This is a genomic window from Synechococcus sp. MIT S9508 (genome assembly GCF_047303045.1).
Classification (GTDB): domain Bacteria; phylum Cyanobacteriota; class Cyanobacteriia; order PCC-6307; family Cyanobiaceae; genus Synechococcus_C.
The window spans coordinates 886,891-908,816 of record NZ_CP138941.1 but is presented as its reverse complement, the minus strand read 5'-3'; the positions used below and the strand labels follow the sequence as shown (position 1 = coordinate 908,816).

The window sequence follows — 21,926 nt, the reverse complement described above, 5'->3', positions numbered from 1 at the left end:
CTCAGTTTGGGCCGGCGGCGGACCACCAGACCAGCAGTAACACTCCGAAAAGGAGTCGGTAGATCACAAAAATCCAGGTGCTGTGACGTTGCAGGTATTTCAACAGCCAGTCGATGGCCAGCCAGGAGACCACTGCTGCAGAAACAATTCCAATCAATAGAGGTAGCGGACCACCGGCGCTGGGCTCACTGAATGCATCTTTTAATTGCACCAAACCAGCCAGGGTGATGGCTGGAATCCCCAGCAGAAATGAAAATCGGGCCGCATCCGGACGCTTCCAGCTGTCGAACAGCGAGGCGGTGAGCGTGCTTCCCGATCTGGATACCCCAGGGATCAGAGCGAGCACCTGCGCCAGACCCACCACCAGGCCATCACGCCCTTGCACCTGATCGAGTCGCTTGAGGCGCGGGCCAAGCTTCTCTGCTAGGGCGAGTAGCAACGCCATCACAATCGAAACGACGGCGATCACCGGTTCGCTGCGCAGAGGAGACGTCTCATAACCAGGCCAGAACAATTTGATGACAAGCCCCACCACCAGGATCGGCACAGTGCCAATGGCCATTGCAATCCCCAGGCGGGCTTCCGGCTCACGCCACTGACCTCTCCGCAAGGCAGCGCTGATGCCCTTCCAAACCCCCACAAGGTCGTCGCGGAAGTAGCCGATCACCGCAACGATGCTGCCCAGCTGGATCACCGCTGTGGCCGACACACCGGGGTCCTGCCAGCCGGCTAGAGCGGGCACCACCTTCAGATGGGCCGTGCTGCTGATCGGGAGAAACTCAGTCAGCCCCTGGACGACTCCCAGGACGATATTTCTCCAGATGGCCTCGAGCAGTCCGGGTTCTGACACGTCTGGCGTCCTGAACACAAGTTTGAGGACGCTATCGCCAGGCCCAACGTCCGATGACATCAGACGCCTCACAAAAACGCTCAATGAGGCGCAAATCTTCTATGGTCACAGTCCTTTCTTCACGTTCAGGCGGGGGTGGATCGTTGTTCAGTGGGCTGATACGCAACCAAGCCCTTGTTGAGCCGGTCCAGCCGATCGCTCTTGGGAGGGTCGGATTACCCTTCTGGGCATCGATGCTCGTGGTGCTGCCTGTCTTTGTGCAGGCTCCATGGGTGCGCGAACAGCCCTTCAGCTCCTGTCTGTTCGGTTTTGTGCTCCTTTCAGTGGGCGTGATCACCCACTCGATCGCACCCAGTCGATGGAAGGACTTCGGCGCTCTGCTGGTTGGCTTCAGTGGCAGCTGGCTGGCTGGCAGCCTTTTCTGGGGGTGGCTCGCTTGCCACCCAGTACTGCATCTCCCTGTGGAAGCGTTTGCCTTGCCTCTGGCAATCACTGGCCTGCAAACGCGATGGCGTCTTGGATGTGTCTTCTATTTGGCATCGCTGCTAGGCACAGCTTTTACGGATCTGGCCATGGCACTCACCGGTGTGATGGCTCTCTGGCCTGCAGTGATTGCAGCATCCCCTGCAGAAGCCTCTGTTCTCCTCCAGGACGCTGCGGCCTTCGTGCTGAGGCCAACCTCTCTGCTGACGGTGAGCGCTGCAGGAATCATCATTTTTCAGCTTGTTCAGTACTGCAGATCTCGCAGCAGCCTGTCCGTGGCATCAGATCGAAGCTGGGCTGTAGCAGCAGCAGTGCTGTTCACAACCCTCTTGATTGATGGCTTGTTTCTGTCGCTGTCTCTGCTCGCGCCAGAACTCAGCGGCCTGGTCTGAAACGAACTGCAAAAAACTGCGACTCCTTGCAACTGATCCCGGCAATTGCACTTGTATGGTTTGCAAGCCGGCAGTGCCGGTAATCATCCCGTTCCGATCTTCTAGACGGAGAGTTCCATGAAGCGTCTGCTGTCCTGGCTGACAGGCATTCTTGTGATGGCAGGCCTGCTAATGGGCCTGTTACTACCCGCGAGCGTTCAGGCGGCTGACATCCGCAACGTGGCTGACGACAAGATCGCCGAGCGTGGCGAGAAGGTGGATCTCAACAATTCCTCCGTTCGTCGCTTCCAGCAGTTCCCTGGCATGTATCCCACACTCGCCGGCAAGATCGTGCTGGGTGGCCCCTACGACAGTGTGAATGACGTTCTTTCGCTGGATCTCACCGATCGGCAGAAAGAGCTGTTCGAGAAGTATCGCGACAATTTCACGGTGACCGAACCATCGATTGCTCTCAACGAGGGTTTCGATCGGATCAATGATGGCCAGTACCGCTGAGGCAGCTCACTGAAAACGCCGATCGCCACTGATTGGATTGCTCAGATTGCGGTCAAACCGCCGGACAACCCGGCGGTTTTTTGGTGCTGACATGAAACCCTTGGGCACTGGCAGCGAACCCATCCCCTCAGGTCCCTGGGACGTCGTGGTGGTTGGTGCTGGAGCCGCAGGCCTGATGACCTGCCTGGAGCTGCCAGACGGGCTTCGAGTGCTGCTGGTCAACCGCAACACCAGCCAGCGCTCATCAAGCCGATGGGCCCAGGGCGGGATCGCATCCGTCACTCGTCGCGATGACAACAGCGGCAGCCATGCGACAGACACCATCCATGCCGGCGCAGGTCTTTGCGACGGCGATGCTGTTCGTCTGCTCGTTGAACAGGCACCGCACTGTGTCGACAGGCTGCTCGAGCTGGGGATGGATTTCGATCGGAACAGCGACGGGAGCCTGGCCACAACCCTCGAGGCTGCGCACAGTCATCACCGTGTGCTGCATGTCCAGGACCGAACCGGCCATGCTCTGGTCGATGTGCTTCGGCAGCATGCCGAGCAGAGGCCTGGGTTGCTGCATCGGCGGGGTGTTCGCGTCAGCCAGCTCTGGGTGGAGAACGGACACTGCTGCGGCGTCCAGGTTCTGGACGGGTGCAGGCTGCAATGGATTCGATCGAGAGCCGTGGTCCTCGCCACTGGAGGCGGAGGGCACCTCTACACCAACACCACCAATCCAGCTCAAGCCGCAGGAGAGGGCATCGCCCTGGCCTGGGCTGCAGGGGCCGCGGTTGAAGATCTTGAGTTCGTTCAATTTCATCCCACAGCTCTGAAGCTTCCCGGAGCTCCCTGTTTTCTGATCTCCGAGGCGGTGCGTGGAGAAGGAGGACGACTCGTGGACGCCGCGGGGAACAGTCCGGTCACTGACCTGCCAGGGGCTGATCTCGCTCCAAGAGACCAGGTGAGCCGTGCACTCTTGAAAAGCATGCGCCTCCAGGGCATAGATCACATCGGCCTGGACCTTTCAGGGATCCCCCGCGACCAGGCCGAGCGCCGCTTCCCCACCATTCTTGAGCGCTGTCGCAACCACAATCTCAATCCTCTTGAGCAACCAATCCCCGTGGCGCCTGCAGCCCACTACTGGATGGGAGGCGTCGCAACGGACCTCAATGCCGCGACATCGCTGCCAGGCCTCTACGCAGTTGGGGAGGCGGCCTGCACCGGGCTGCACGGTGCCAATCGTCTGGCGAGCAACTCCCTGATGGAATGCCTCGTCTTTGCTCGCCAACTAGGAGCGATCGACCTGCCAGCTGTTTCAGAGGATGAAAGAGAACACTGGAGGAACCGGGGAAACAGCATCAGCACCAGTGAGATCCATGCCCGCAGCAACACCAGCATCGGCGAGCTAACGCGCAGCATCGATCAGCTGAGTGAACAGTGCTGGGATGTGGCAGGAGTCAACCGCTCCCGCGCGGGGATGCAGACACTGCTGCAGATGACCAGGAGTGCCATGAGTCCGCTGGAGCGGGAAGAATTGCTGTGCATCGTTCATCGCCAATCCCATCAACAATTGCTGGAACTGAAGGAGCCCAGTCGCCAGGAACTGAACCTGCTACTCGATCTCATCCATCGTCAGCGCACCACTGCCCTGCTCCTGGAAGCCTGTCTGTTTAGAACCGAAAGTCGGGGAGGACATTTCCGCAGTGATGCCCCCTGCTCCCTTCCCCAGTGGCGCCGACACAGTCGGCAGATGAAAGGAGAAGGGATTCAGACCCGCAGCGTCACTGAATAACCAACAGGCGTGGCAGACATTGGGCTACTCAGAGGTGGAAGGGCCTTCAGAAGTTGGTGTCTCCCTTGAAGCCGGACAAACCTGCAAGGGTTTTCAGATCTTTGACGCCTGAATCAAGCTTTCCATTGATCTCCCAGGTGGGGAAGCCTTCGATCTTCTTGCTCTGGCAGAGGGCGCGTTGACTGTTCTGACCATCCTCAGCACATTCAACGACGGTGAGCTTTTTGGCAGCTTCTAAACCGAAGTCCTCCTTCTGCTCATGACAGTGAGGACACCAGTAGGCGCTATACATGACAGCTCCCATGGCGGTGAGATGTTCAGCCAGCGCGACCTTGGCAGGAGTGCTTTCGGTCGTCACAAGAGGAGGTGCACCAGGGCCGGTCACGGCAGCTTCGGGGCGTTCAGGGTCCAGAACCGAGGCCCAGATCAGACTGCCGAGCAACACTGCCAAAGCCAGGAGAATGCCCCGAAAGAACAACTGTGAGGGGTCGTCCCATCCACCGCCGATCACGGAAAGGATCAGCAACAGAATCGACAACGTCGCTGAAAGCACACAGAAAAAACAGAAAGCCTGAATCTTGAAGACCATCAAGCCAAGCAGCACCAAGCTGAAGACAGCCATTCCCAGGGAAACAGTGAACAGTCCCCACCAGGTGCGCCGGGACAGCTCACTGCGGTTCTCCATCAATCCCGGCAGCAACGGCACAAGAGCCATCACCAGAACAGCGAGGTAAGCAAGCAGACCGGCAAAGGACAACGGAATGCTGAAGCCATCCGTCTGAACAAGGGTCCCCCAGGGGCTATTCAGGACTGTGTCGCACCCATCTCCGCCCATCGGACAGGTGAGGTCACCGAACATCCCCCAACGCTTAAGGGTGATCGAAGCGGTATCGATCACCCCGACGGTTGCCAGCACCGCCATGCTGATGCGTGCCCATTTGAAGCCCTGATCCTGACGACGTCGGCTGGTGAGTCGGGTGGTACCCATGCGCACGAAACTGATTGCTGAAATTTTGGCAGCAATCAGCGCGAGATTTATGGTGAGAGTTGATGCGTCGTGCCCATGTCACCGGACCAAGCTCCCGGACGCGACATGGTCAGCACACGCCCGACCGTGGCTTTCGCCCATTTGGGATGCGAGAAGAACCGGGTCGATACTGAACACATGCTCGGCCTGCTGACGCGAGCGGGCTATGGCGTCAGCAGTGACGAAAGTGACGCCAACGTGGTGGTGGTCAACACCTGCAGCTTCATCCAGGAAGCCCGGGAAGAATCAGTCCGCACACTGGTGGGACTCGCTGAGCAAGGCAAGGAACTGATCATCGCCGGCTGCCTGGCGCAACATTTTCAGGAGGAGCTGCTCGAGTCCCTGCCGGAAGCCAAAGCCATTGTGGGCACTGGCGATTACCAGCACATCGTGGAAGTGCTTGAGCGGGTCGAAGCTGGAGAACGTGTCAATCGGGTCAGCAAAAACCCGACGTTCGTCGGCGATGAAACACTGCCCAGATATCGCACCACTGGCGAAGCGATTGCCTATCTCAAAGTGGCCGAAGGTTGCGACTATCGCTGCGCGTTTTGCATAATTCCGCATCTGCGCGGAAATCAGCGTTCAAGAACGATCGAATCAATCGTTGCAGAAGCCCATCAACTGGCGGAACAGGGCGTTCAGGAACTGATTCTGATCAGCCAGATCACTACCAATTACGGGCTGGACATCTACGGACGTCCTCGGCTTGCAGACCTGCTCAGGGCCCTCGGCGAAGTGGAGATTCCCTGGATTCGGGTTCATTACGCCTACCCCACAGGCCTGACTCCTGAAGTGATCTCCGCTTACAGGGATGTCCCCAACGTTCTTCCCTATCTCGATCTGCCTCTCCAGCACAGCCACCCCAAAGTGCTGAGAGCCATGAACCGTCCCTGGCAGGCGGATGTCAACGAACGATTGATGAGTCAGTTGCGGGAGCAACTGCCGGATGCCGTGATGCGCACCACGCTGATCGTGGGCTTCCCCGGTGAAACAGAGGAGCAATTTGACCACCTGGCTGGGTTCCTTGAAAGCCAGCGATTCGATCACGTTGGGGTTTTCACTTATTCAGCGGAGGAAGGGACCGCTGCGGCCAAGCTCCCGAATCCCGTACCAGCCGAGATTGCCACCGCCAGGAAAGATCGGCTGATGACCCTGCAACAGCCGATCTCAGCCGAAGCCAACACCCGCTGGGTGGGACGCACCGTGGATGTCCTGATCGAGCAGCACAACCCGACCACAGGAGCCATGATCGGACGCTGCGCTCGCTTCGCACCTGAGGTGGATGGCGAAGTGCAGGTTCAGCCCCGTGCTGACGGCTTGCAAGCACAACCGGGAACCATGGTTCCAGTACGAATCAACGGAGCCGACATCTACGACCTGAGCGGCGAGATCGTGGGGGCAAGCGAGATGGTTGCGTCAGCTCGCAGCAGCCATTGAGCCACCCTTCATCACATGCAAGCCAACGCATTATTTTCCTGATCGCATCCGGCTTGAGCACTGCCGGTTCCTTCGCAGGGATCACGGCCAAAGGCTGGATCCTGATGGATGAAACCAAAGCACCCATGGTGCTGGCGCTGAATTTTGCCGCACTCTCCCTTCCCACAATTTTGGTAAGCGGCCCGGCAGGCGTGCGCACCGATCGTGTTGGCTGTGAGCGGGTATTAATCCAGGCACAGTGGGCACTGCTATGCGCAAGCCTGCTGGGAGCGCTTTCCATCCCGATCTTCGACGGACAAGCACAGGTCTGGATGCTGCTGGCCAGCACCTTGCTGGTGGGCATTGCCGGTGCCTATGAACTCACGGCTCGCAATAAGTACTGCGCTCTGCTGGTGGACGACAACTCCGAGCTGGCACCCTTCCTGACGAGCTTCTCGGTGGTCTTCAACGTCGGCAAGCTAATGGGCCCCCTTCTGGGGGGCCTACTGATCACTCTGGCGGGTCCGGCCACGGCGCTCACTCTGGATGCAGCCACTTATCTGTTCCCGATCGCCAGTGTGATCTGGCTGCTGAATCCGAAAACGGAACTGGAGGAGCGCAGTGCTCCTGGGAAAAAGGCGTCGTTACGGGTGGCCTGGCGGGAATGCGGCAGCACCCTGAGGCACGTGCTGATGTTCACCGGCTTGATGTGTGTGGTGGGGTTCTTCCACCCTGGACTTGGGCCCTTGATCGCCGCTCGTGAGCTCGGGAATGCACCGATGGATCTTGCAGCTTTCACCAGCGTTCTGGCCCTGGGAAGCATTGCTGGTGGACTGCTGCTGCAACGCAACAGTCATCGTTTCTGCCGAAGACCCTCTCTGACCCTGGCAGGGTTTGCATTAGTCACCGCAGTGGCTCAGCTGGGGATGGCCATTGGAGGTGATGTGCCCTTCTTGCTTGCCATGACTCTCTTAATCGGAGCAGGTACCGCAGGGCTTCTGAGCAGCAGCAACCTGATCACTCAGGTGGGTTCGACCCAGATCCTGCGCGGGCGGATGGCAGGTCTTGGTCAAATTGCCTTTCTGGGTGGCGGTGGGCTTAGTAGTCTGATCGCCGCGCAAGTCACGGTCACTTTTGGTCTTCAGGCAACCTTCACCATTAGTGGCACTCTTGGCATTGTTTTGGCGCTGCTTGAGATCTGGCGCCGCGGCGGATCTGTGCTGACTGAAGTCAGATCAGTTTGATCCGGCGCAGAACAAAACTGATCGTCACAGCAGTTGCCAGCCCTGCTCCGACCAAACTCACGTAGATGAGGACGCCCATGAATGTCAAAGATTGCAAGACCTATTACATCAGACATCAGGCCTGGAATTACCCAATCCCCCTTAAGCTTCTGCACAACGAAATCAAATAGAAACGGAAGGTTCTGTCCGCAGGGTCGACCGCAAGTAACAGACAGACCACCTTCTCGCTCCGGATCATGCGCACCCTCTTTATTTACCCCCTCTTCCCGAAGACCTTCTGGAGCTACGAGAAGATTCTGGAGTTGGTAAATCGCAAGGTGCTGCTGCCTCCTCTGGGGCTAGTCACTGTGGCAGCACTCCTGCCCCAGGAGTGGGATATGAAGCTGGTCGACCGCAACGTGCGAGAGATCACTGATGACGAATGGAACTGGGCCGAGCTGGTCGTGATCTCAGGAATGATCGTCCAGAAAGACGATATGCAGACCCAGATCGCCGAAGCCAAGCGACGCGGACTCACCGTTGCTGTTGGAGGTCCCTATGCGAGTTCAACGCCGGATGCTCCGGAAATCGCCGAAGCAGACTTCAAGGTGCTCGATGAGGGTGAAATCACCCTGCCGATGTTCATCGAAGCGATCCAGCGAGGTGAGAGTGGTGGGCGGTTCAGTGCGGAAGGCGACAAGCCTGATGTGACCTCCACTCCCATCCCCCGCTTTGATCTGCTGCAGCTCGAGGCCTACGACTCGATGAGCGTTCAGTTCTCAAGGGGCTGTCCGTTCAATTGCGAGTTCTGCGACATCATCGTTCTCTACGGACGCAAGCCACGCACGAAAAAACCGGAACAGCTGATCGCAGAGCTCCAGTATCTGCATGACCTCGGCTGGAGGCGATCGATCTTTCTGGTTGATGACAACTTCATCGGCAACAAGCGCAACGCCAAGCAGCTACTCCCCCAGATCAAACAGTTTCAGGAAGAGCGCGGCTATCCCTTCAGCTTCGCGACTGAGGCCTCGGTGGACTTGGCCGACGATGAGGAGATGATGCGCATGATGCATGAAGCGCGCTTCGAGAGTGTCTTTCTCGGCATCGAAACTCCCGATGAAGCCAGTCTCGAAACCTCCAGAAAACTCCAGAACACCCGCAACCCTCTGGATGCTGCCGTTGACAGGATCACCGCAAACGGCATCCGTGTGATGGCAGGTTTCATAATCGGTTTCGACGGTGAAAAAGACGGCGCCGGCCGACGCATCGTTGAGTTCGTGACCAGAACCGGAATCCCGGCGGCGATGATGGGCATGCTGCAGGCCCTTCCGAATACAGCGCTTTGGCATCGCCTTGAGAAAGAGGGCCGACTGATCCAGGACAAGTCCGCCGCCAAGGGTGTGAACCAGACCAACCTGCTCAATTTCAAACCCACCCGACCCATCCGGGACATCGCCAACGAATACGTGGATGCCTTCTGTGCGCTCTACGAACCCAACGCATACATGGATCGGGTTTACTCCTACTACCTGAAGATGGGAGCTCCCCGCTGGAAGGGCACATCAAAACTGCCCACCTGGACTGATATCAGAGCTTTGTCCATCGTGGTTTGGAGACAGGGAATCAAACGGGACACTCGCATTCGCTTCTGGCGTTACATGCTCAGCATGGCTCGACGCAATCCAGCCATGTTGGAGCAATTCCTGGTGGTGCTCGCCCACAACGAACACTTCCTTGAGTACCGCGCGATCGTTCAACGCGAAATTCGCGAACAGCTGGAATCTCTCCCTCCCGAAGAACCCAGCACATCCCGCGAACTGATGACGGCCTGAACTGATTCAGTCCTGCGTGTAGGCCACTCCAGCTTTCAGGCAGGCTTCTGCTTTTTGCAACTCTCGGCCTAGATACAGAGCATGATCCAGACGGCTGACGGGACGAGTTCCATCAGCCTCCGTCAGCGCAATGCCCAGCTCCTTTGCGGTTCTGCCACGGAAGCTTGTGCTCGGCTTACGGGGGCCACCGCCACGGCAGGCCAGAACCTCTCCTGTTTCCGGGTCAATCGCACGGCCTCGCTCATCAAGATCATTGCTGTAATGCTCAGCGACGAGCTCGCCGGCCTCGGCATCCAGCTTGATCAGGAAGTAACCAGACGGGTCGAGCTCGATGAATCGCTGTGAAAGCTGATCATCAAGTGAGGAGGTGACTTCTGCCATCATCACACCTTACAAATGATCGCCTCAGGCCATCAATTCAGGCGGCTTGCTGCGGAAGGGAAGCTCGTCATTGATGGCCTCGATCTCCTCTGCCATCAGACCATTCGCCCTCGGTAGCCAGGAACGGATCAAACCATCCATACGCGGGTCATACCAGCGATGCAGGCTGGTCCGGGCTTGAGCCACAAAACCACGTCTGCGCTTGTGACTGCCACCCGCTCCTGGATCAAAGCTGTGCAGGCCCCGACGCAGAGCCCACTCGATCGGAGCGTAATAACAGACCTCAAAATGCAGGCAATCGATCTCTTCTTCACTGCCCCAGTAGCGCCCCCAGAGATGGGACTCATCCTGAATGCACAGAGACATCGCTACAGGCTCAACGGGATCTCCGCGGTGGGCACTAAACAGCACCACATGCCCTGCCAGAGCGGGGTCAACCAGTCGATCAAAAAATGTGCTCTGAAGATATTTGCTCCCCCAAGGGCCCCAACGGGCGCAATGCTGTTCGTAGAAGGAATGCATCCTCTCCAGCAGCTCAGGCGTGAGTTCTGGTCCGGTCAATGGGGTCACGACCAGTCCTGACTGGTTGACCGCCTTGCGTTCCCGCTTGATATTGCGCCTCTGATTGGCATTGAAGCTTGCGAGATAGTCGGAAAAATCCTTCTGTCCTTCTGCTGACCAAAGACTCTGGTGATTCACCCATGCCGCACAGCCAGCAGCTTCCGCCAAGGGCTGCCAGAGAGGGTCCACGTAGAGAAAGTTGCAGCTGAGAATGTTGTTGCGAGCAGCAAACTCATCAATCAGCTGCAACATCATGACTGTGATGTCCTGCGCATCTTCATCGGGATGGATATGGAAGCGATAGCCCTGAACAGGGCTGACGGGGCTCATGCCGATCAGCTTGGGGTAGTAGCGCAGTCCCAAATCACCTGCCAGGCGTGCAAAAGACTGATCGAAAATGAATTCGCCATAGCTGTGACCCTTGAGATAAAGAGGAGCGATGGCAATCAGGCTCTCTTCGCCCCTCCAAAGCGACAGGTGCAGTGGCTGCCAGCCCTGATCCGGAGCCACACTGCCTGAGTGTTCCAGAGCCTCCAGCCAGGACCAGCGATAGAACGGGCTCACTTGTTCTGCAAGCAAGTCCTCCCATTGCGACTGGGGAATTTCATGGATGCTGCGATGCCAACGAGCCGTGAGCGATGCCATCCAGGGCCAATTGAAACGCCTCGGCAATGACACTAACCAGCGCAACCCGAAGGGGAGACAATGAAGACGCGATTGGGCCGTGGTCATGCCCAAATGGACTCGGCAAAACCTGAGATGGGCCACAGCTCTGTTGCTCTCGCCGCTGCTTCTAGAAGTGAGCTCCGAGCATCAAAACGCCAAAGCGGGGCTGTTCCAGCCGTTGATTCAGCTGTTACAACCTCGGATTGAACGTCTGCTTGTGAGCGAATGCCGTCATCTAGCTGAACAGACTCTGGATGGAGTTGCTGCCGAAATCGCTCCGAAAAGCTTGTTAAAGACCGCCGTCGAGCAGCCCTGCCGGACACTGGCCCGCCCTGTGAGTGAGTGTCTGGTCAGAGAAACCAGCCGCAGTGGCAGAGAGCTGGGAGTTTTGACAGAAATAGTGAGAGGCAGAGTCGGCGACGACGCGCTTGTGGTGATAAGGCGTTGCCTGGCCTCCCTGACTGGTCTGCCCCAATCCAGCCTGAATCAGAGGCCCGTTCAGGCATTGATGGAGCGATTCCGTCGGTAATGCACCAGGAGTTCATGGTCTGCAAGGCAACGCGCCTCCTCCAGAGTCCACGCCTGTGGACACGCCAGCGACGCTGGTAATGGAGTGTCCGACTGCAGCAACCAGTTAAAGGATCCGCCCAGGATCCTGGGGCTCAGGGTCAATTGCAACTCATCAACCGCATCCTGGGCCAGGAAAGAGTGAATCAAAACAGCGCCACCAAGTAGGACCAGCCGGAACCAGCCTTTGGAGGCCAGATCGTTCAGCGTTTCGCTCCAACAGGACGACAACCGACAACAGGACTGGAAGCCAGGAGCAGACCCGTCGCATCCAGACAGCAGATGACGTTCGAAAGGTTGCTGGAAAAAAGGCCACTCCAGAGGAAATCCAACCTGACGACTGACCACCAATGCTGCTGGCTGAGGCGAGCGTCCTTGGACTTGACGCTGGTTCAGCAGATCACGATCACGGATCACACAACTGGAGTGATGGGCTCTGAGTGTGCCCGCTCCAATCAGGGCTGCATCACTCCAGGCGAGCGCCTCCTCAAGGACACGACGATCAGCCAATCCACCCAGCTGAGCAGCTCCTCCGCTCGGTGGAGCCAGACGACCATCAAGACTGACAGCCAGCACCAGACGAACCGTGGGGCGCTGAATCGATGAGGAGAATTCAGACAGGAAGTGCCGCCTCAAGCGCCGAAGGAGTCATCTCCAGCTGTGGAACTTCGGCGTAAACCTCAGCCGCATTGTTAGGGCTTTCTTGAAGGCGCACTTTGTGGAGATTGGCACCAATCGCCTTGATGGGAGACGAGAGGCGATCGGCGATATGAAGGGCGATATTTTCAGCGGTGGGGACGCATTCAGCGAAAAAGGGCACATCCTTATTCAGGAATGTGTGATCAAACGGCTCGACCACAAGGTCGTCCACGAGGCGTTGCAGCGCGGACAGATCGCAAACCATGCCTGAGCGCGGATCGATGGAGCCTCGCACCGTGACATCTACCAAATAGTTGTGACCATGACCGTGGGGACGTGCGCACTTGCCGTAGATGCGCTCGTTCTCTTCCTGGCTGAGTTCAGGTCTTGCCAGACGATGGGCAGCAGCGAAATGGGTGCGGATCGTGAGAAAGGCGTCCATGGGATGTCCGAGATAGTCGGCCCAGAGGCCTGGTTGTTCGTAAAGGCGCAATGCCGTGATGGGCAGATGGGGACTCAGACGAGCCCAAATCTGCCGGACGATGGCCTCAGTGGTGGGTAAACAACCCTCCGGCTTGGACACATCGAATTCGGGCCAGGCGTCGTTGAGAAAGCGAAAGTCGAGCTGACCGGTGACCTCGCTGCGGATGGCGTGCTTCACCTCCGAGAGATTGAGCACCATGCCATGCGAATCAAGGCCACCGGCCATCGACACGATCAGCTCATAGTTGTGACCATGCCCAGGAGCCAGTGCACAGGGGCCGAAGCGCGCGGCATTGTCATCAGCGGACAATTCAGGCAACCAGTACCGGTGGCTTGCACTGAAACAGGCGCGTCGTGTGATCACGCAGCCACGTCCGCGGCCATGACGTGCAATTGACTTCATTTCAGTCATGTGACGGTCCGGCCAGAGGGCATCCTAATGAGCTAACGGCAATTCCGAGTCATGGCGGAGACCACTCCAACCCTGCGGCAGCGTCTGGGAGGACGCAGTCTCTATCTCGTGGGCATGATGGGCAGCGGAAAAACCAGCACCGGCAGGCCTTTGGCGGAGAGGCTGGGGTATGGATTCGTCGACGCGGATGCGGTGATCGAGCAAGTGGCTGGCTGCACCATCTCCGAAATCTTTGAACGTGATGGTGAAGAGGAATTCCGCAGCCTCGAAACGCAGGTGATGCGGTCCATCAGCGAACGTCATTCCCTTGTCGTGGCGACCGGTGGCGGCGTTGTCACCCGGACCGAAAACTGGGGAATGATGCACCAGGGCATTGTGATCTGGCTCGATGTCGAACGCCGTCAGCTGCTACAACGCCTGCAGAGCGACTCCACGCAACGGCCGATGCTGATGACAGGGGATCCTGCCGAAACACTTGACGAGATTCTCAAGCAGCGACGCCCTCTGTACGACGAGGCCGATCTCACAGTGGTGATCGAATCCGAATCAGCCGACGTCGTTGCAGACGGAATCATTCAGCTGCTGCCGGAATTAATCAAGGATCCACCCAAAGAACGTCCGGAATGAGGCTCAGGAGCCGGGTGGATCGAGACGCACCGCATACCACTGCAGAGCGATGCCAGGCGAGATTTCCAGTTCACAGGCTGTATCCAACAGGCGCAGTGCCGCCTGTTCCGGGCTCTTGCAACTGCTGAGATCCGAAGGCCAGGGGTCCAGATCCTGCAGTCGGCCGGCAAGCCATGTCAGGGTGTCGGCCGCTGTGAGCAGCTGTTCAGGTTCGCCTGGCACCAACACCACGTAGTGATCGAGGGATCGAATCAGAGGGTCGGACATGGCAAAAGCGTTGTTGACACTGCTAATCACCATGCTGCTGCAGCTTGTGTCAGTCCAGTCCGCCGCCGCGGCCAGTGATCGTGGAATCAGCTTCCTTGAGCAGCGCTTCGAAAGCTGGCCGCAATGGTCCCTGCCGGCACCTCTGCCTCGCCCCCGCGCCAAACAAGACCTGATCTATCCCGACTGGTTTTCAGGGATATGGGAAGTGACCAGTGAGGCACTGGATGATTCAGGCCAACCCATTCCCAACGATCCCCCCCTGGTGCACGAGGTTCGTTTCCTGCGCAACCGTCGCAGCGAACTCATCGGTGACCGCCCTTTCAACGCTGCCGCAGTGGGAAAAGCACTGCTTGGCGAGCAATTGCTGTCGGTCGAACAGGACTCCAGCCAGGTGAACCGTCAGCTAGCGAGGTTTCGAGACGATGTGTTGCTCGAAACCACCGTGATTGGCCGGCGAGAGACGAGCCCGAAAGAGGCCTCTAATTTTTTCAGCGATGAACTCGTCCTGCAGATCCTGCACGGGCCGGGGGCGCCGAGACTGAGCCGGATTGAGACTCTCACGCACTATGTGCGCTGTGGAGATGACATCTGCGCTGACCAGCGTCAGGTAAGCCATGCAGGGCCAGGGCTCAAAACCGATCAAACGCTGGAGGGACGCAGCAGCCGTTTCAGACTGACGCTCAGACCACTGGCGCTGGAGCAAGGTTGATCAGCCGGGTCTCCAGTTGATCGCGCCAGCGAAACAGATTCTGAAGACGGGGATGATCACTAATCCCCGGAACCCCTCGGCCGGCGAGTGATTCTCCCGAGGAAGCAGGAAAACGCAGCAGCGACAACTGGGCAGCAACCGCAAGATCCGCAAGGCTGATGCCATCTCCAACCAGATAGCTATTGAGATCCACGCCATCGGCGACGGCGCACAGACTGCTGAGCATCGACGCTCTCTGCTCCTGACCAAGCAATTCTCCAAGACTGCTGAGCCAACCACCTGGCAGACCCGACATCACCTGGCGCACTGGTGAGGGGACATCATCCGGAAGCAGCACGTCGCGCAGCTGAGCATCATCGGCAGCCGCCTGAACAAGCGCAGCCCTGACGGCAGCAGCAAGAGTGGTGTCGGCCCAATCCTCAATCAGCTGCATCTGAGCATGCTGGCGAGGATCCGCTGGAATCAAAGCTGGCTCAGGCCTGAGTTCCTCCAGATATCGGCAGATGGCACTGGAATCGGACACCACCTCATCCCCATCAACAAGAACAGGGACCTGCCGCTGACCGGAAAGACGGAAGAGTGAAATCTGACCGATGCCAGGCGTGATCTCAACCTCGCGAAAACTGAGTCCCTTGGCTTGCAACGCCATCCGCACCTTGAGGCAGAAAGCCGAGTGACGAAACTGATGAAGCTCCAGCATGTCCAAGCCAGGTCAGGCGCTGGAACGGTAGCCATTCAGATCTGCTCCTCGCCATCGGATCTGGAGCAGCCTTCACGACTAACCCCCACCTTGCTCAGAATCCCCTCGGCATTGTTCGCCCACTGGATAGCGAGACATTCCTTGGCGTTGACTGTGAGCTTCGAGGCGATGCGGCTCCGATGCGTTGCTGGGTCGAGACACCAGTGGATTGACCCGGCTTCGACGCTTGAAGAGGGGCCGCCAGCACGTTGAACGCAATCGACCAACGCTCTCCATCACCCCGGAAGGGTGCAACGGAGTGGGGTTGCCAGGCGGGGAAGACGTAGAACTCACCTGGCACGGGCAGCACGTAGTGAGCCATGCCGGTCCGAAACGACTGCAGATGCCAATCCTCAGGACCGTGAAAGCAGAGCTGACCGTCAAAGCATTGGCCATTGATTTGTGGCGGCACTTTCAGAAAGATCACGCCTGAAAAACTGCCCCCATGGGTATGGGTGGGGTTGTAGTCGCCAGCTCGTTGACAGTTGAGCCAGAGATCCACCATCTGCAACTGATAGCGACCAGGCACCCATGGACCGCGGCCCTGCGGAGGCTGACGACCCATCACATGGGCGATCCAGCGGTCACAGGCAGGGAGCACATGCGTTGAACACAACTGCTGGATCGCGGGATGCCCCCCACTGAGCTCACGTTGCTCGCTGAGTTGACCCGCCAGCTTGACTGAAGCGTCAGGACTAGCGCCCGGATAAGCCAGAACATCGGCGCTGATGCTGAGCAACTGATTGAACAGCTGTTCCGGCAGATGGCCCTTGAAAATGGATCTCGGGAAAAGATCGAGGATCTCCAAGCTTCAAGCAAAAACTGAAGTGCACAGTGCCAGCGACAACTTGAGCTGACTGTCCACAGCGATGACTAATGGCTGATTGCCGATTCAGCTGAAAGGGTGAAGCGGATGTGATTTCACTCCCAGATCACAGTGCAGCGATATCTCGGATCCAAACGGACCTAAATGGTGGCGCAGGAGGTATCAGTCACCTTTTTCCCTTGGGGCACTTTGCTCCGAGCCTGATTAACGGTGATCTCTCGATCCATGCCCTCAACCGTGACTGATCCGGCACAGGCGCCACCGCAGAACCCCAGCAACAGCAAAGCCTTGAAAAGGAAGGAACCTTTCATTTCCAAGCTCAACAACATTCAATCCTCCTTAGCAATCATGTCGCCTACTAAAGCCGCTCGAACCGATACCGAAGGGGCTCCTCAAGCAGACCTGCTTAGAGCCTGCAAAGGTAAAAAAAAGGAGACTCGATGCCGACTCCCCCAATCTTGGTGTGATTTAGAGGTCGTCAACCTCCCCTTAATTGGATCAACAAAAATTACTAGCCGCTATAACAAATGACTTACTCCCGCCTCGGAGTGTTCCTGAGTCCAAGGTCGCCTGTGTGAAAACCCCTGAACCAGAAGGTCATTCTTCTTCTGTATTTGCTCCGGATAGACTGAAATGTGTCAACAAAGTCTTCTTATTGAGAACTTACTGCTTGTCATTGAGTGCCCTCTCTTTGCCGCAAGTCTCAGCCATTCCGGAACCACCGGCGGAGTCCCCAAGACACCCTGCAATAACTGGACATGAAAGAATTTTTCATCAACGTGACGCGCTACCCGCGCTACTTGATCGCTTTCAGCCTGGGTGTGATCAATTCAGTCGCAGAACCACTCGCACGTCGTCGCAGCAATCCGGTCACAGCCGTCGCCCTAATCGGCGCTCTGATCAGTGGGTTCCTCAGTCTGAGCTTTGTACTGCGTGCCATGGTGTCTTCAGCACCGCAGAGCTGACATGGCCCCGGGACGTCGGGTTGAACGCGTTGCAGCCCTCATCCGGAGAGAGATCAGTGAGCTACTGATCAATGGCATCCGCGATGAGCGCGTGCATCAGGGCATGGTGAGCATCACGAACGTTGAGGTCAGCGGCGACCTTCAGCACTGCAAAATTTTTGTCAGCGTGCTGGCGGACGACGAAGCTCGCATAGAGGTCATGGATGGTCTCCAGGCCGCCAGTGGCTACCTCAGGGGGGAACTGGGTCGTCGTCTGCAGATGAGACGAGCGCCTGAAGTGGTGTTTCAGCTCGACCGCGGCCTCGAGAAGGGAACGTCCGTTCTGCACCTGCTCGGAGAACTGGAGCGAGAGCGTGAGGTGAAGGGCACCCCCCCCGCCGGCAGCAACGATGCCGAGTCTTCAGACTTCAATGACTGAGGCTGAGCGTCGCTGGGCTGTGGCCAGGCTTTTGGTCATCCGTGCCAGCGGCCATCGTGAAGACCGGCAGAGGCAGTACCCACGTTGGGAGCACTGCAATCGTGAACTGCAGCGACTGCTGAAGTCGGGAGTTGGCGGGGTGATCCTGCTGGGTGGCACAGCCACGGAGCTGCAGCAGCGATGTAGAACGCTCCGCAGCTGGAGCGACAGCGAAGACCTGCTGCTCTGCGCCGACGTGGAAGAAGGAATTGGCCAGAGATTCCCTGGTGCTTCCTGGTTGGCACCACCGATGGCGCTGGGCAGGCTGCATCAAACCAACCCGAAACAGGCTCTAGAGCTGGCTGAGCGTTACGGCCGCACAACCGGGGAGCAGGCGCAACGTTGCGGCCTCAACTGGGTGCTCGCTCCGGTCTGCGATGTGAACAGCAATCCTGAAAACCCTGTGATCAATGTGAGGGCATGGGGCGATCAACCTGAGTCCGTTGCGGATCTCGTGGCAGCGTTTCAACGTGGCCTTGATTCCGCTGGTGTTCTCGGCTGCGCCAAGCACTTTCCCGGTCACGGCGATACACACCAGGATTCCCACCTAGCGCTGCCTCTGATCAATCACGGACGCAGCCGGCTCGACCAGGTGGAACTGGTGCCATTCCGGAGATTGATCGACTCGGGAATCGCCAGTGTGATGACAGCACATCTACTGATTCCGGCCCTGGACGACTCGCAGCCGGCGACTTTGTCAAAAGCGGTGCTGACAGATCTACTGCGATCAGAGCTTGGTTTCACTGGCCTTGTCGTCACCGACGCACTGGTGATGGAGGCGATCAGCAGGACGACAGGTCCTGGAGAAGCCGCGGTTCAGGCCTTTGCTGCTGGAGCCGATCTGATCCTGATGCCCGCTGATGCCGATGCGGCGATTGATGCAATCTGTGCAGCACTGGCAGAGGGAAGGATCCCTGAATCCCGCCTGCACGAGTCACTAAAGCGACGAACAGAAGCCTTGCATCGCTGCGAAAAGCTCTGCTTCAGCGACACCGAGGTTGAGCTCGAATCAGCAACAGACCGCGCGTTGTGCATGGAACTGATCGACAGCTCACTGGAGGTGCAGGGCCCACTGCTTTCACAACATCGTGATCAAACCGGTATGGCCTTGATCCGGGTGGATGGCGTTCTCCCCTGCCCATTCCTGCATGCCAGTACTGCGGCGATCACCACACCCGAACGCCATGGATACAAAACTCTGATCTGCCACGAGAGGGGGATTGAGCCCTGGAGCACCGAGAAATTCCCCGCCGGGCCGCTTGACCTGGAGCGACTGGGAGAGGGGCCCGTGTTCCTGCAGTTGTTTCTGCGCGGCAATCCATTCCGCGCCGGCCAGCAGCGCCAAGAATCCTGGGCTGAAGCCATCCAGCAGTTGCTGGGAGTTGAGCGCCTATCGGGCTTGGCGGTCTATGGCTGTCCCTACCGGTGGGACTCTCTGCGCAAACTCATCCCGGACAGCATTCCTGCGGGGTACAGCCCGGGTCAGATGCCTGAAGCACAGCAGCAGCTCTTGAATCGGATGTGGGGTTTGAAGGAGGAGGCGCACGAACGCCAAGACTTCACCGACTAAACAAACGAAGCCTGTCGAAACCGCAGCGTTGGAACCGCCTTAGCCTCTGCGGCAGTGCTCATCACCAACATGCTCAGCCTCTCGATGATCGTGCGCGATGAGGAAGCGCGGATCGAGGACTGCCTCAAGTCTGTCAAGGGCTTCGCGGATGAGATGGTTCTTCTCGATACCGGCTCAGTGGATCGCACCATCGCATTGGCAGAGGCCTGCGGCGCTCGGGTGGAACGGATGGATTGGCCAGGAGACTTTGCGCCGGCACGCAATGCGGCCCTAGAGCTCGTGAAGGGTGACTGGGTGCTGGTGCTCGATGCCGACGAAGAGCTCCGCTCAGAAGCAATCCCGCAGCTCAAAGCCTTGATGGCACAACCGGATGTGCTGGTGATCAATCTGCTGCGACACGAACTGGGAGCCGCAATGGCTCCCTACTCCAACGTGAGCCGCCTGTTTCGCCGACATCCACGACTGCGATGGAGCAAGCCCTACCACTCGATGATCGACGAGAGCGTGGATGCGCTGCTCAAGCAGGAACCCGGCTGGCGGATTGCCAACTGCACCGAACCAGCTCTGCTGCATGAGGGGTATCGACCGGATCTGCTGGCTGGATCGGATAAGGCGGACAGGCTGCGTCAATCGATGGAGAGCTGGCTGAAAGACCAGCCGAATGACCCTTATGCCTGCGCCAAGCTCGGAGCTCTGGAGGTCAGCGACGGCAACCGGGACAGGGGGCTCAGGCTTCTTCGCCACGGCCTGAAGCAGTTGCCCGAAGGCGATAGCAGCAGTGCTGAACGCTATGAACTGCTGCTCAATCTCGGAATCGCTCTGACTTCAGAAGACAGTGAAGCTGCCGTGAAGTGCTATCGAGAGGCGCTTCAACAACCGCTGGAGACCCGTCTAAGCCTGGGTGCGCGTCTCAACCTGGCGGCCTTGCTGATGCAGCGCAACGAACTGGAGGAAGCCATTCAGCTCACCACAACCGCCTGTCAACGGGCCCCCGAAGTGGCACTCGCCTGGTACAACCTGGGGCTGATGGAGCGCCGTCGTGGCGATCTGATAGCTGCGATCAAGGCTTACGAGCGATCCCTGAGCGTGAATCCCTCCCACGCGGAAAGCCATCAGAACCTGGCCGTGGCCAGGCTGTTGGGGGGGGATATCGATGGTGCTCGCACAGGCTTCCGCCAGGCCATCGAGCTGCTGCGCGCACAGGAGCGACAGGAAGAAGCCAACGCGCTGCATGCCCAGGTGCATGGACTGGTGAAGCTGGACGATGAGGCCAGCGCATGAGCGCCGATCAAACCCAGCCTTTACTGGGAACCACGGTGGTGATCACACGCGCCCGTGAACAGCAGAGCGAAGGCCGCAGGCTGCTTCAGTCGCTTGGCGCAAGGGTTCTCGATCTACCGGCTCTGGAAATCGGCCCGCCTGACAGCTGGGCTCCGCTCGACGATGCCCTCGCTGACCTAGAGAACTTTCACTGGTTGATTATCTCCAGTGCCAACGGTGTGGAATCCGTGGAGTCGCGGCTGCAGCTCAAGGGACAAGGACTGATGCAACGCCCCGAAAGTCTCAAGATTGCAGCCGTGGGAAGGAAGACTGCTCAGCGTTTGGAAGAACTTGGGGCACCGGCCGATTTCGTACCGCCCACATTCGTCGCCGACAGCCTGATTGATCATTTCCCTGTGTCTGGCTGGGGGTTGAGAATCCTGCTGCCGCGGGTGCAAAGCGGCGGACGCACTCTTCTGGCAGAAGCCTTCGGAGAAGCCGGCTCAAGGGTGGTGGAGGTGGCGGCCTACGAATCCCGCTGCCCAACATCCATTCCTGCAGACACCCTGAAAGCACTGGAGAATGGAGAGGTCGACGTGATCAGTTTCAGCAGCGGGAAAACCGTCACCCACACCGTGCAGCTGCTGGCGGATGCCCTCGGACATTCAGACATTGAGCAGCTGTTCAAAAAGCCTGCAGTGGTTTCAATCGGGCCACAAACCAGCCAACGCTGCAAAGAACTACTGGGCAGAGTGGATCAGGAGGCGACACCTCACGACATGGATGGACTGGTACAGGCCTGCATTCAGGCAATGCAGAGTCGCTGAGATTCTCTGGAGATTGAAAGACTCAAACAACCTCGATCCAGATCGATGCTGTTCACGGTCCAACCGATCGGCAGCAGGGCCGCAGCATCACCGGGGCAACGGCCGCGGGGTCCAACGCAGACCGTCCCGGAAACCTTAGAGAGGCTGACAAGCGCTCGCAGTTCAGCACCGACGGCCACCACACCCCTCAACTTGAAATCTGGACCGGCTGCCGCGTCCGGATCGACCTGAGAAGTCATGGCCGTCGAGCTGACAATGGTGGGCGCGAAAGGGTCAGCCCGACCCTCCGGAACGGATGACAAGACCTGTTCACGAGTGGGCAGGGGAATCAGGCCAGTAGCAAGTGAGGAGGGCCTGGGCAAAGACATCTCTGGCGCAGGCTGATGAGACGGCAGCATCTCGGCTGATGGCGCTTTGTTGTCTTCCTGTCCACATCCGCTAAGGCCACCTAGAACGACAACCGAAAGCAAAGACG

At 58.3% G+C, this 21,926-nt stretch carries 25 protein-coding genes; 15 read left to right on the top strand and 10 right to left on the bottom strand.

All coding sequences use genetic code 11. The annotated features are described in order from the left end of the window. Nucleotide 1: 1 nt before the first annotated feature. On the bottom strand, nucleotides 2-910 hold the full coding sequence (locus SIB42_RS04565) for an undecaprenyl-diphosphate phosphatase (protein WP_067098848.1): 909 nt from the start codon (nucleotides 908-910) through the stop codon (nucleotides 2-4). A 41-nt stretch (nucleotides 911-951) separates the two neighbouring features. Here SIB42_RS04565 and SIB42_RS04560 point away from each other — a divergent pair, with 41 nt between their 5' ends. The 3 genes from SIB42_RS04560 to nadB all read left to right on the top strand — a co-directional run bounded on the left by SIB42_RS04560 (nucleotide 952) and on the right by nadB (nucleotide 3,997). After that, the gene (locus SIB42_RS04560; protein WP_082825125.1) at nucleotides 952-1,725 is read left to right on the top strand and encodes a DUF3120 domain-containing protein; all 774 of its coding nucleotides are present in this window, start codon (nucleotides 952-954) and stop codon (nucleotides 1,723-1,725) included. 117 nt (nucleotides 1,726-1,842) lie between these two features. Continuing rightward, on the top strand, nucleotides 1,843-2,220 hold the full coding sequence (psbU, locus tag SIB42_RS04555) for a photosystem II complex extrinsic protein PsbU (RefSeq protein WP_067098846.1): 378 nt from the start codon (nucleotides 1,843-1,845) through the stop codon (nucleotides 2,218-2,220). Between the two features lie 91 nt (nucleotides 2,221-2,311). Then, a complete protein-coding gene (gene nadB / locus SIB42_RS04550; protein ID WP_067098834.1) occupies nucleotides 2,312-3,997 on the top strand; it encodes an L-aspartate oxidase in 1,686 nt (561 codons plus the stop codon). A gap of 46 nt (nucleotides 3,998-4,043) precedes the next feature. On the opposite strand, the gene SIB42_RS04545 is transcribed toward nadB, so the two are convergent. After that, a complete protein-coding gene (locus SIB42_RS04545) occupies nucleotides 4,044-4,985 on the bottom strand; it encodes a vitamin K epoxide reductase family protein (protein WP_067098831.1) in 942 nt (313 codons plus the stop codon). Between the two features lie 75 nt (nucleotides 4,986-5,060). On the opposite strand from SIB42_RS04545, the gene rimO reads away from it, so the two are divergent. From rimO to SIB42_RS04530, 3 genes are all read left to right on the top strand, one after another. Then, the gene (gene rimO / locus SIB42_RS04540; RefSeq protein WP_231856511.1) at nucleotides 5,061-6,461 is read left to right on the top strand and encodes a 30S ribosomal protein S12 methylthiotransferase RimO; all 1,401 of its coding nucleotides are present in this window, start codon (nucleotides 5,061-5,063) and stop codon (nucleotides 6,459-6,461) included. Then, nucleotides 6,458-7,684: an MFS transporter gene (locus SIB42_RS04535; RefSeq protein ID WP_067098828.1), complete on the top strand. Its 1,227-nt coding sequence runs from the start codon at nucleotides 6,458-6,460 to the stop codon at nucleotides 7,682-7,684. The genes rimO and SIB42_RS04535 overlap by 4 nt, the downstream gene beginning before the upstream one ends. Nucleotides 7,685-7,920: 236 nt before the next feature. After that, the gene (locus tag SIB42_RS04530) at nucleotides 7,921-9,495 is read left to right on the top strand and encodes a B12-binding domain-containing radical SAM protein (RefSeq protein WP_067098822.1); all 1,575 of its coding nucleotides are present in this window, start codon (nucleotides 7,921-7,923) and stop codon (nucleotides 9,493-9,495) included. Between the two features lie 6 nt (nucleotides 9,496-9,501). Here SIB42_RS04530 and SIB42_RS04525 read toward each other — a convergent pair whose 3' ends face one another. Beyond that, a complete protein-coding gene (locus tag SIB42_RS04525; RefSeq protein ID WP_082825128.1) occupies nucleotides 9,502-9,876 on the bottom strand; it encodes a DUF4346 domain-containing protein in 375 nt (124 codons plus the stop codon). Nucleotides 9,877-9,900: 24 nt separating this feature from the next. After that, nucleotides 9,901-11,082: a GNAT family N-acetyltransferase gene (locus SIB42_RS04520; protein ID WP_067098815.1), complete on the bottom strand. Its 1,182-nt coding sequence runs from the start codon at nucleotides 11,080-11,082 to the stop codon at nucleotides 9,901-9,903. Nucleotides 11,083-11,167: 85 nt separating this feature from the next. On the opposite strand from SIB42_RS04520, the gene SIB42_RS04515 reads away from it, so the two are divergent. Beyond that, complete coding sequence (locus SIB42_RS04515; RefSeq protein ID WP_067098813.1) at nucleotides 11,168-11,632, top strand: hypothetical protein; 465 nt, start codon at nucleotides 11,168-11,170, stop codon at nucleotides 11,630-11,632. Here the strand turns inward: SIB42_RS04515 and SIB42_RS04510 are convergent. Together SIB42_RS04510 and SIB42_RS04505 are read right to left on the bottom strand one after the other, a co-directional pair. Beyond that, nucleotides 11,602-12,306, bottom strand: a complete 705-nt coding sequence (locus SIB42_RS04510) for a RibD family protein (RefSeq protein WP_231856509.1) — start codon at nucleotides 12,304-12,306, stop codon at nucleotides 11,602-11,604. The two genes, SIB42_RS04515 and SIB42_RS04510, sit on opposite strands and share 31 nt — an antisense overlap. Continuing rightward, nucleotides 12,284-13,204, bottom strand: a complete 921-nt coding sequence (locus SIB42_RS04505; protein ID WP_067098810.1) for a 6-pyruvoyl trahydropterin synthase family protein — start codon at nucleotides 13,202-13,204, stop codon at nucleotides 12,284-12,286. Before SIB42_RS04505 ends, SIB42_RS04510 begins: the two co-directional genes overlap by 23 nt. Nucleotides 13,205-13,255: 51 nt before the next feature. Here SIB42_RS04505 and SIB42_RS04500 point away from each other — a divergent pair, with 51 nt between their 5' ends. Then, nucleotides 13,256-13,831, top strand: coding sequence for a shikimate kinase (locus SIB42_RS04500; protein ID WP_067098805.1), 576 nt, complete (start codon nucleotides 13,256-13,258; stop codon nucleotides 13,829-13,831). A 3-nt stretch (nucleotides 13,832-13,834) separates the two neighbouring features. On the opposite strand, the gene SIB42_RS04495 is transcribed toward SIB42_RS04500, so the two are convergent. Next, complete coding sequence (locus SIB42_RS04495) at nucleotides 13,835-14,098, bottom strand: chlororespiratory reduction protein 7 (RefSeq protein ID WP_067098802.1); 264 nt, start codon at nucleotides 14,096-14,098, stop codon at nucleotides 13,835-13,837. On the opposite strand from SIB42_RS04495, the gene SIB42_RS04490 reads away from it, so the two are divergent. Further along, entirely contained in the window at nucleotides 14,097-14,807 is a 711-nt protein-coding gene (locus SIB42_RS04490) for a DUF6816 family protein (RefSeq protein WP_231856508.1), read from the top strand. The two genes, SIB42_RS04495 and SIB42_RS04490, sit on opposite strands and share 2 nt — an antisense overlap. Here SIB42_RS04490 and SIB42_RS04485 read toward each other — a convergent pair. Beyond that, nucleotides 14,779-15,507, bottom strand: a complete 729-nt coding sequence (locus tag SIB42_RS04485; RefSeq protein WP_067098800.1) for a glutathione S-transferase family protein — start codon at nucleotides 15,505-15,507, stop codon at nucleotides 14,779-14,781. The two genes, SIB42_RS04490 and SIB42_RS04485, sit on opposite strands and share 29 nt — an antisense overlap. Before the next feature lie 94 nt (nucleotides 15,508-15,601). Next, on the bottom strand, nucleotides 15,602-16,354 hold the full coding sequence (locus tag SIB42_RS04480; protein WP_067098797.1) for a putative 2OG-Fe(II) oxygenase: 753 nt from the start codon (nucleotides 16,352-16,354) through the stop codon (nucleotides 15,602-15,604). A 243-nt stretch (nucleotides 16,355-16,597) separates the two neighbouring features. On the opposite strand from SIB42_RS04480, the gene SIB42_RS04475 reads away from it, so the two are divergent. The 6 genes from SIB42_RS04475 to SIB42_RS04450 all read left to right on the top strand — a co-directional run bounded on the left by SIB42_RS04475 (nucleotide 16,598) and on the right by SIB42_RS04450 (nucleotide 21,451). Beyond that, entirely contained in the window at nucleotides 16,598-16,903 is a 306-nt protein-coding gene (locus tag SIB42_RS04475; RefSeq protein ID WP_156485311.1) for a hypothetical protein, read from the top strand. A gap of 227 nt (nucleotides 16,904-17,130) precedes the next feature. Continuing rightward, nucleotides 17,131-17,337: a DUF751 family protein gene (locus tag SIB42_RS04470; protein ID WP_066911775.1), complete on the top strand. Its 207-nt coding sequence runs from the start codon at nucleotides 17,131-17,133 to the stop codon at nucleotides 17,335-17,337. Nucleotide 17,338: 1 nt separating this feature from the next. Then, nucleotides 17,339-17,755: a 30S ribosome-binding factor RbfA gene (gene rbfA, locus SIB42_RS04465; protein ID WP_067098792.1), complete on the top strand. Its 417-nt coding sequence runs from the start codon at nucleotides 17,339-17,341 to the stop codon at nucleotides 17,753-17,755. Further along, on the top strand, nucleotides 17,748-19,364 hold the full coding sequence (locus SIB42_RS04460) for a glycoside hydrolase family 3 N-terminal domain-containing protein (protein WP_067098789.1): 1,617 nt from the start codon (nucleotides 17,748-17,750) through the stop codon (nucleotides 19,362-19,364). The genes rbfA and SIB42_RS04460 overlap by 8 nt, the downstream gene beginning before the upstream one ends. A 69-nt stretch (nucleotides 19,365-19,433) precedes the next feature. Continuing rightward, nucleotides 19,434-20,645 (top strand): TPR domain-containing glycosyltransferase, encoded by a 1,212-nt coding sequence (locus tag SIB42_RS04455; protein WP_067098786.1) that lies wholly within the window; start codon nucleotides 19,434-19,436, stop codon nucleotides 20,643-20,645. Then, on the top strand, nucleotides 20,642-21,451 hold the full coding sequence (locus SIB42_RS04450) for a uroporphyrinogen-III synthase (RefSeq protein WP_067098783.1): 810 nt from the start codon (nucleotides 20,642-20,644) through the stop codon (nucleotides 21,449-21,451). The genes SIB42_RS04455 and SIB42_RS04450 overlap by 4 nt, the downstream gene beginning before the upstream one ends. Here the strand turns inward: SIB42_RS04450 and SIB42_RS04445 are convergent. After that, nucleotides 21,430-21,819, bottom strand: coding sequence for a hypothetical protein (locus SIB42_RS04445; RefSeq protein WP_413328460.1), 390 nt, complete (start codon nucleotides 21,817-21,819; stop codon nucleotides 21,430-21,432). The genes SIB42_RS04450 and SIB42_RS04445 overlap by 22 nt on opposite strands. Nucleotides 21,820-21,926 lie beyond the last annotated feature (107 nt).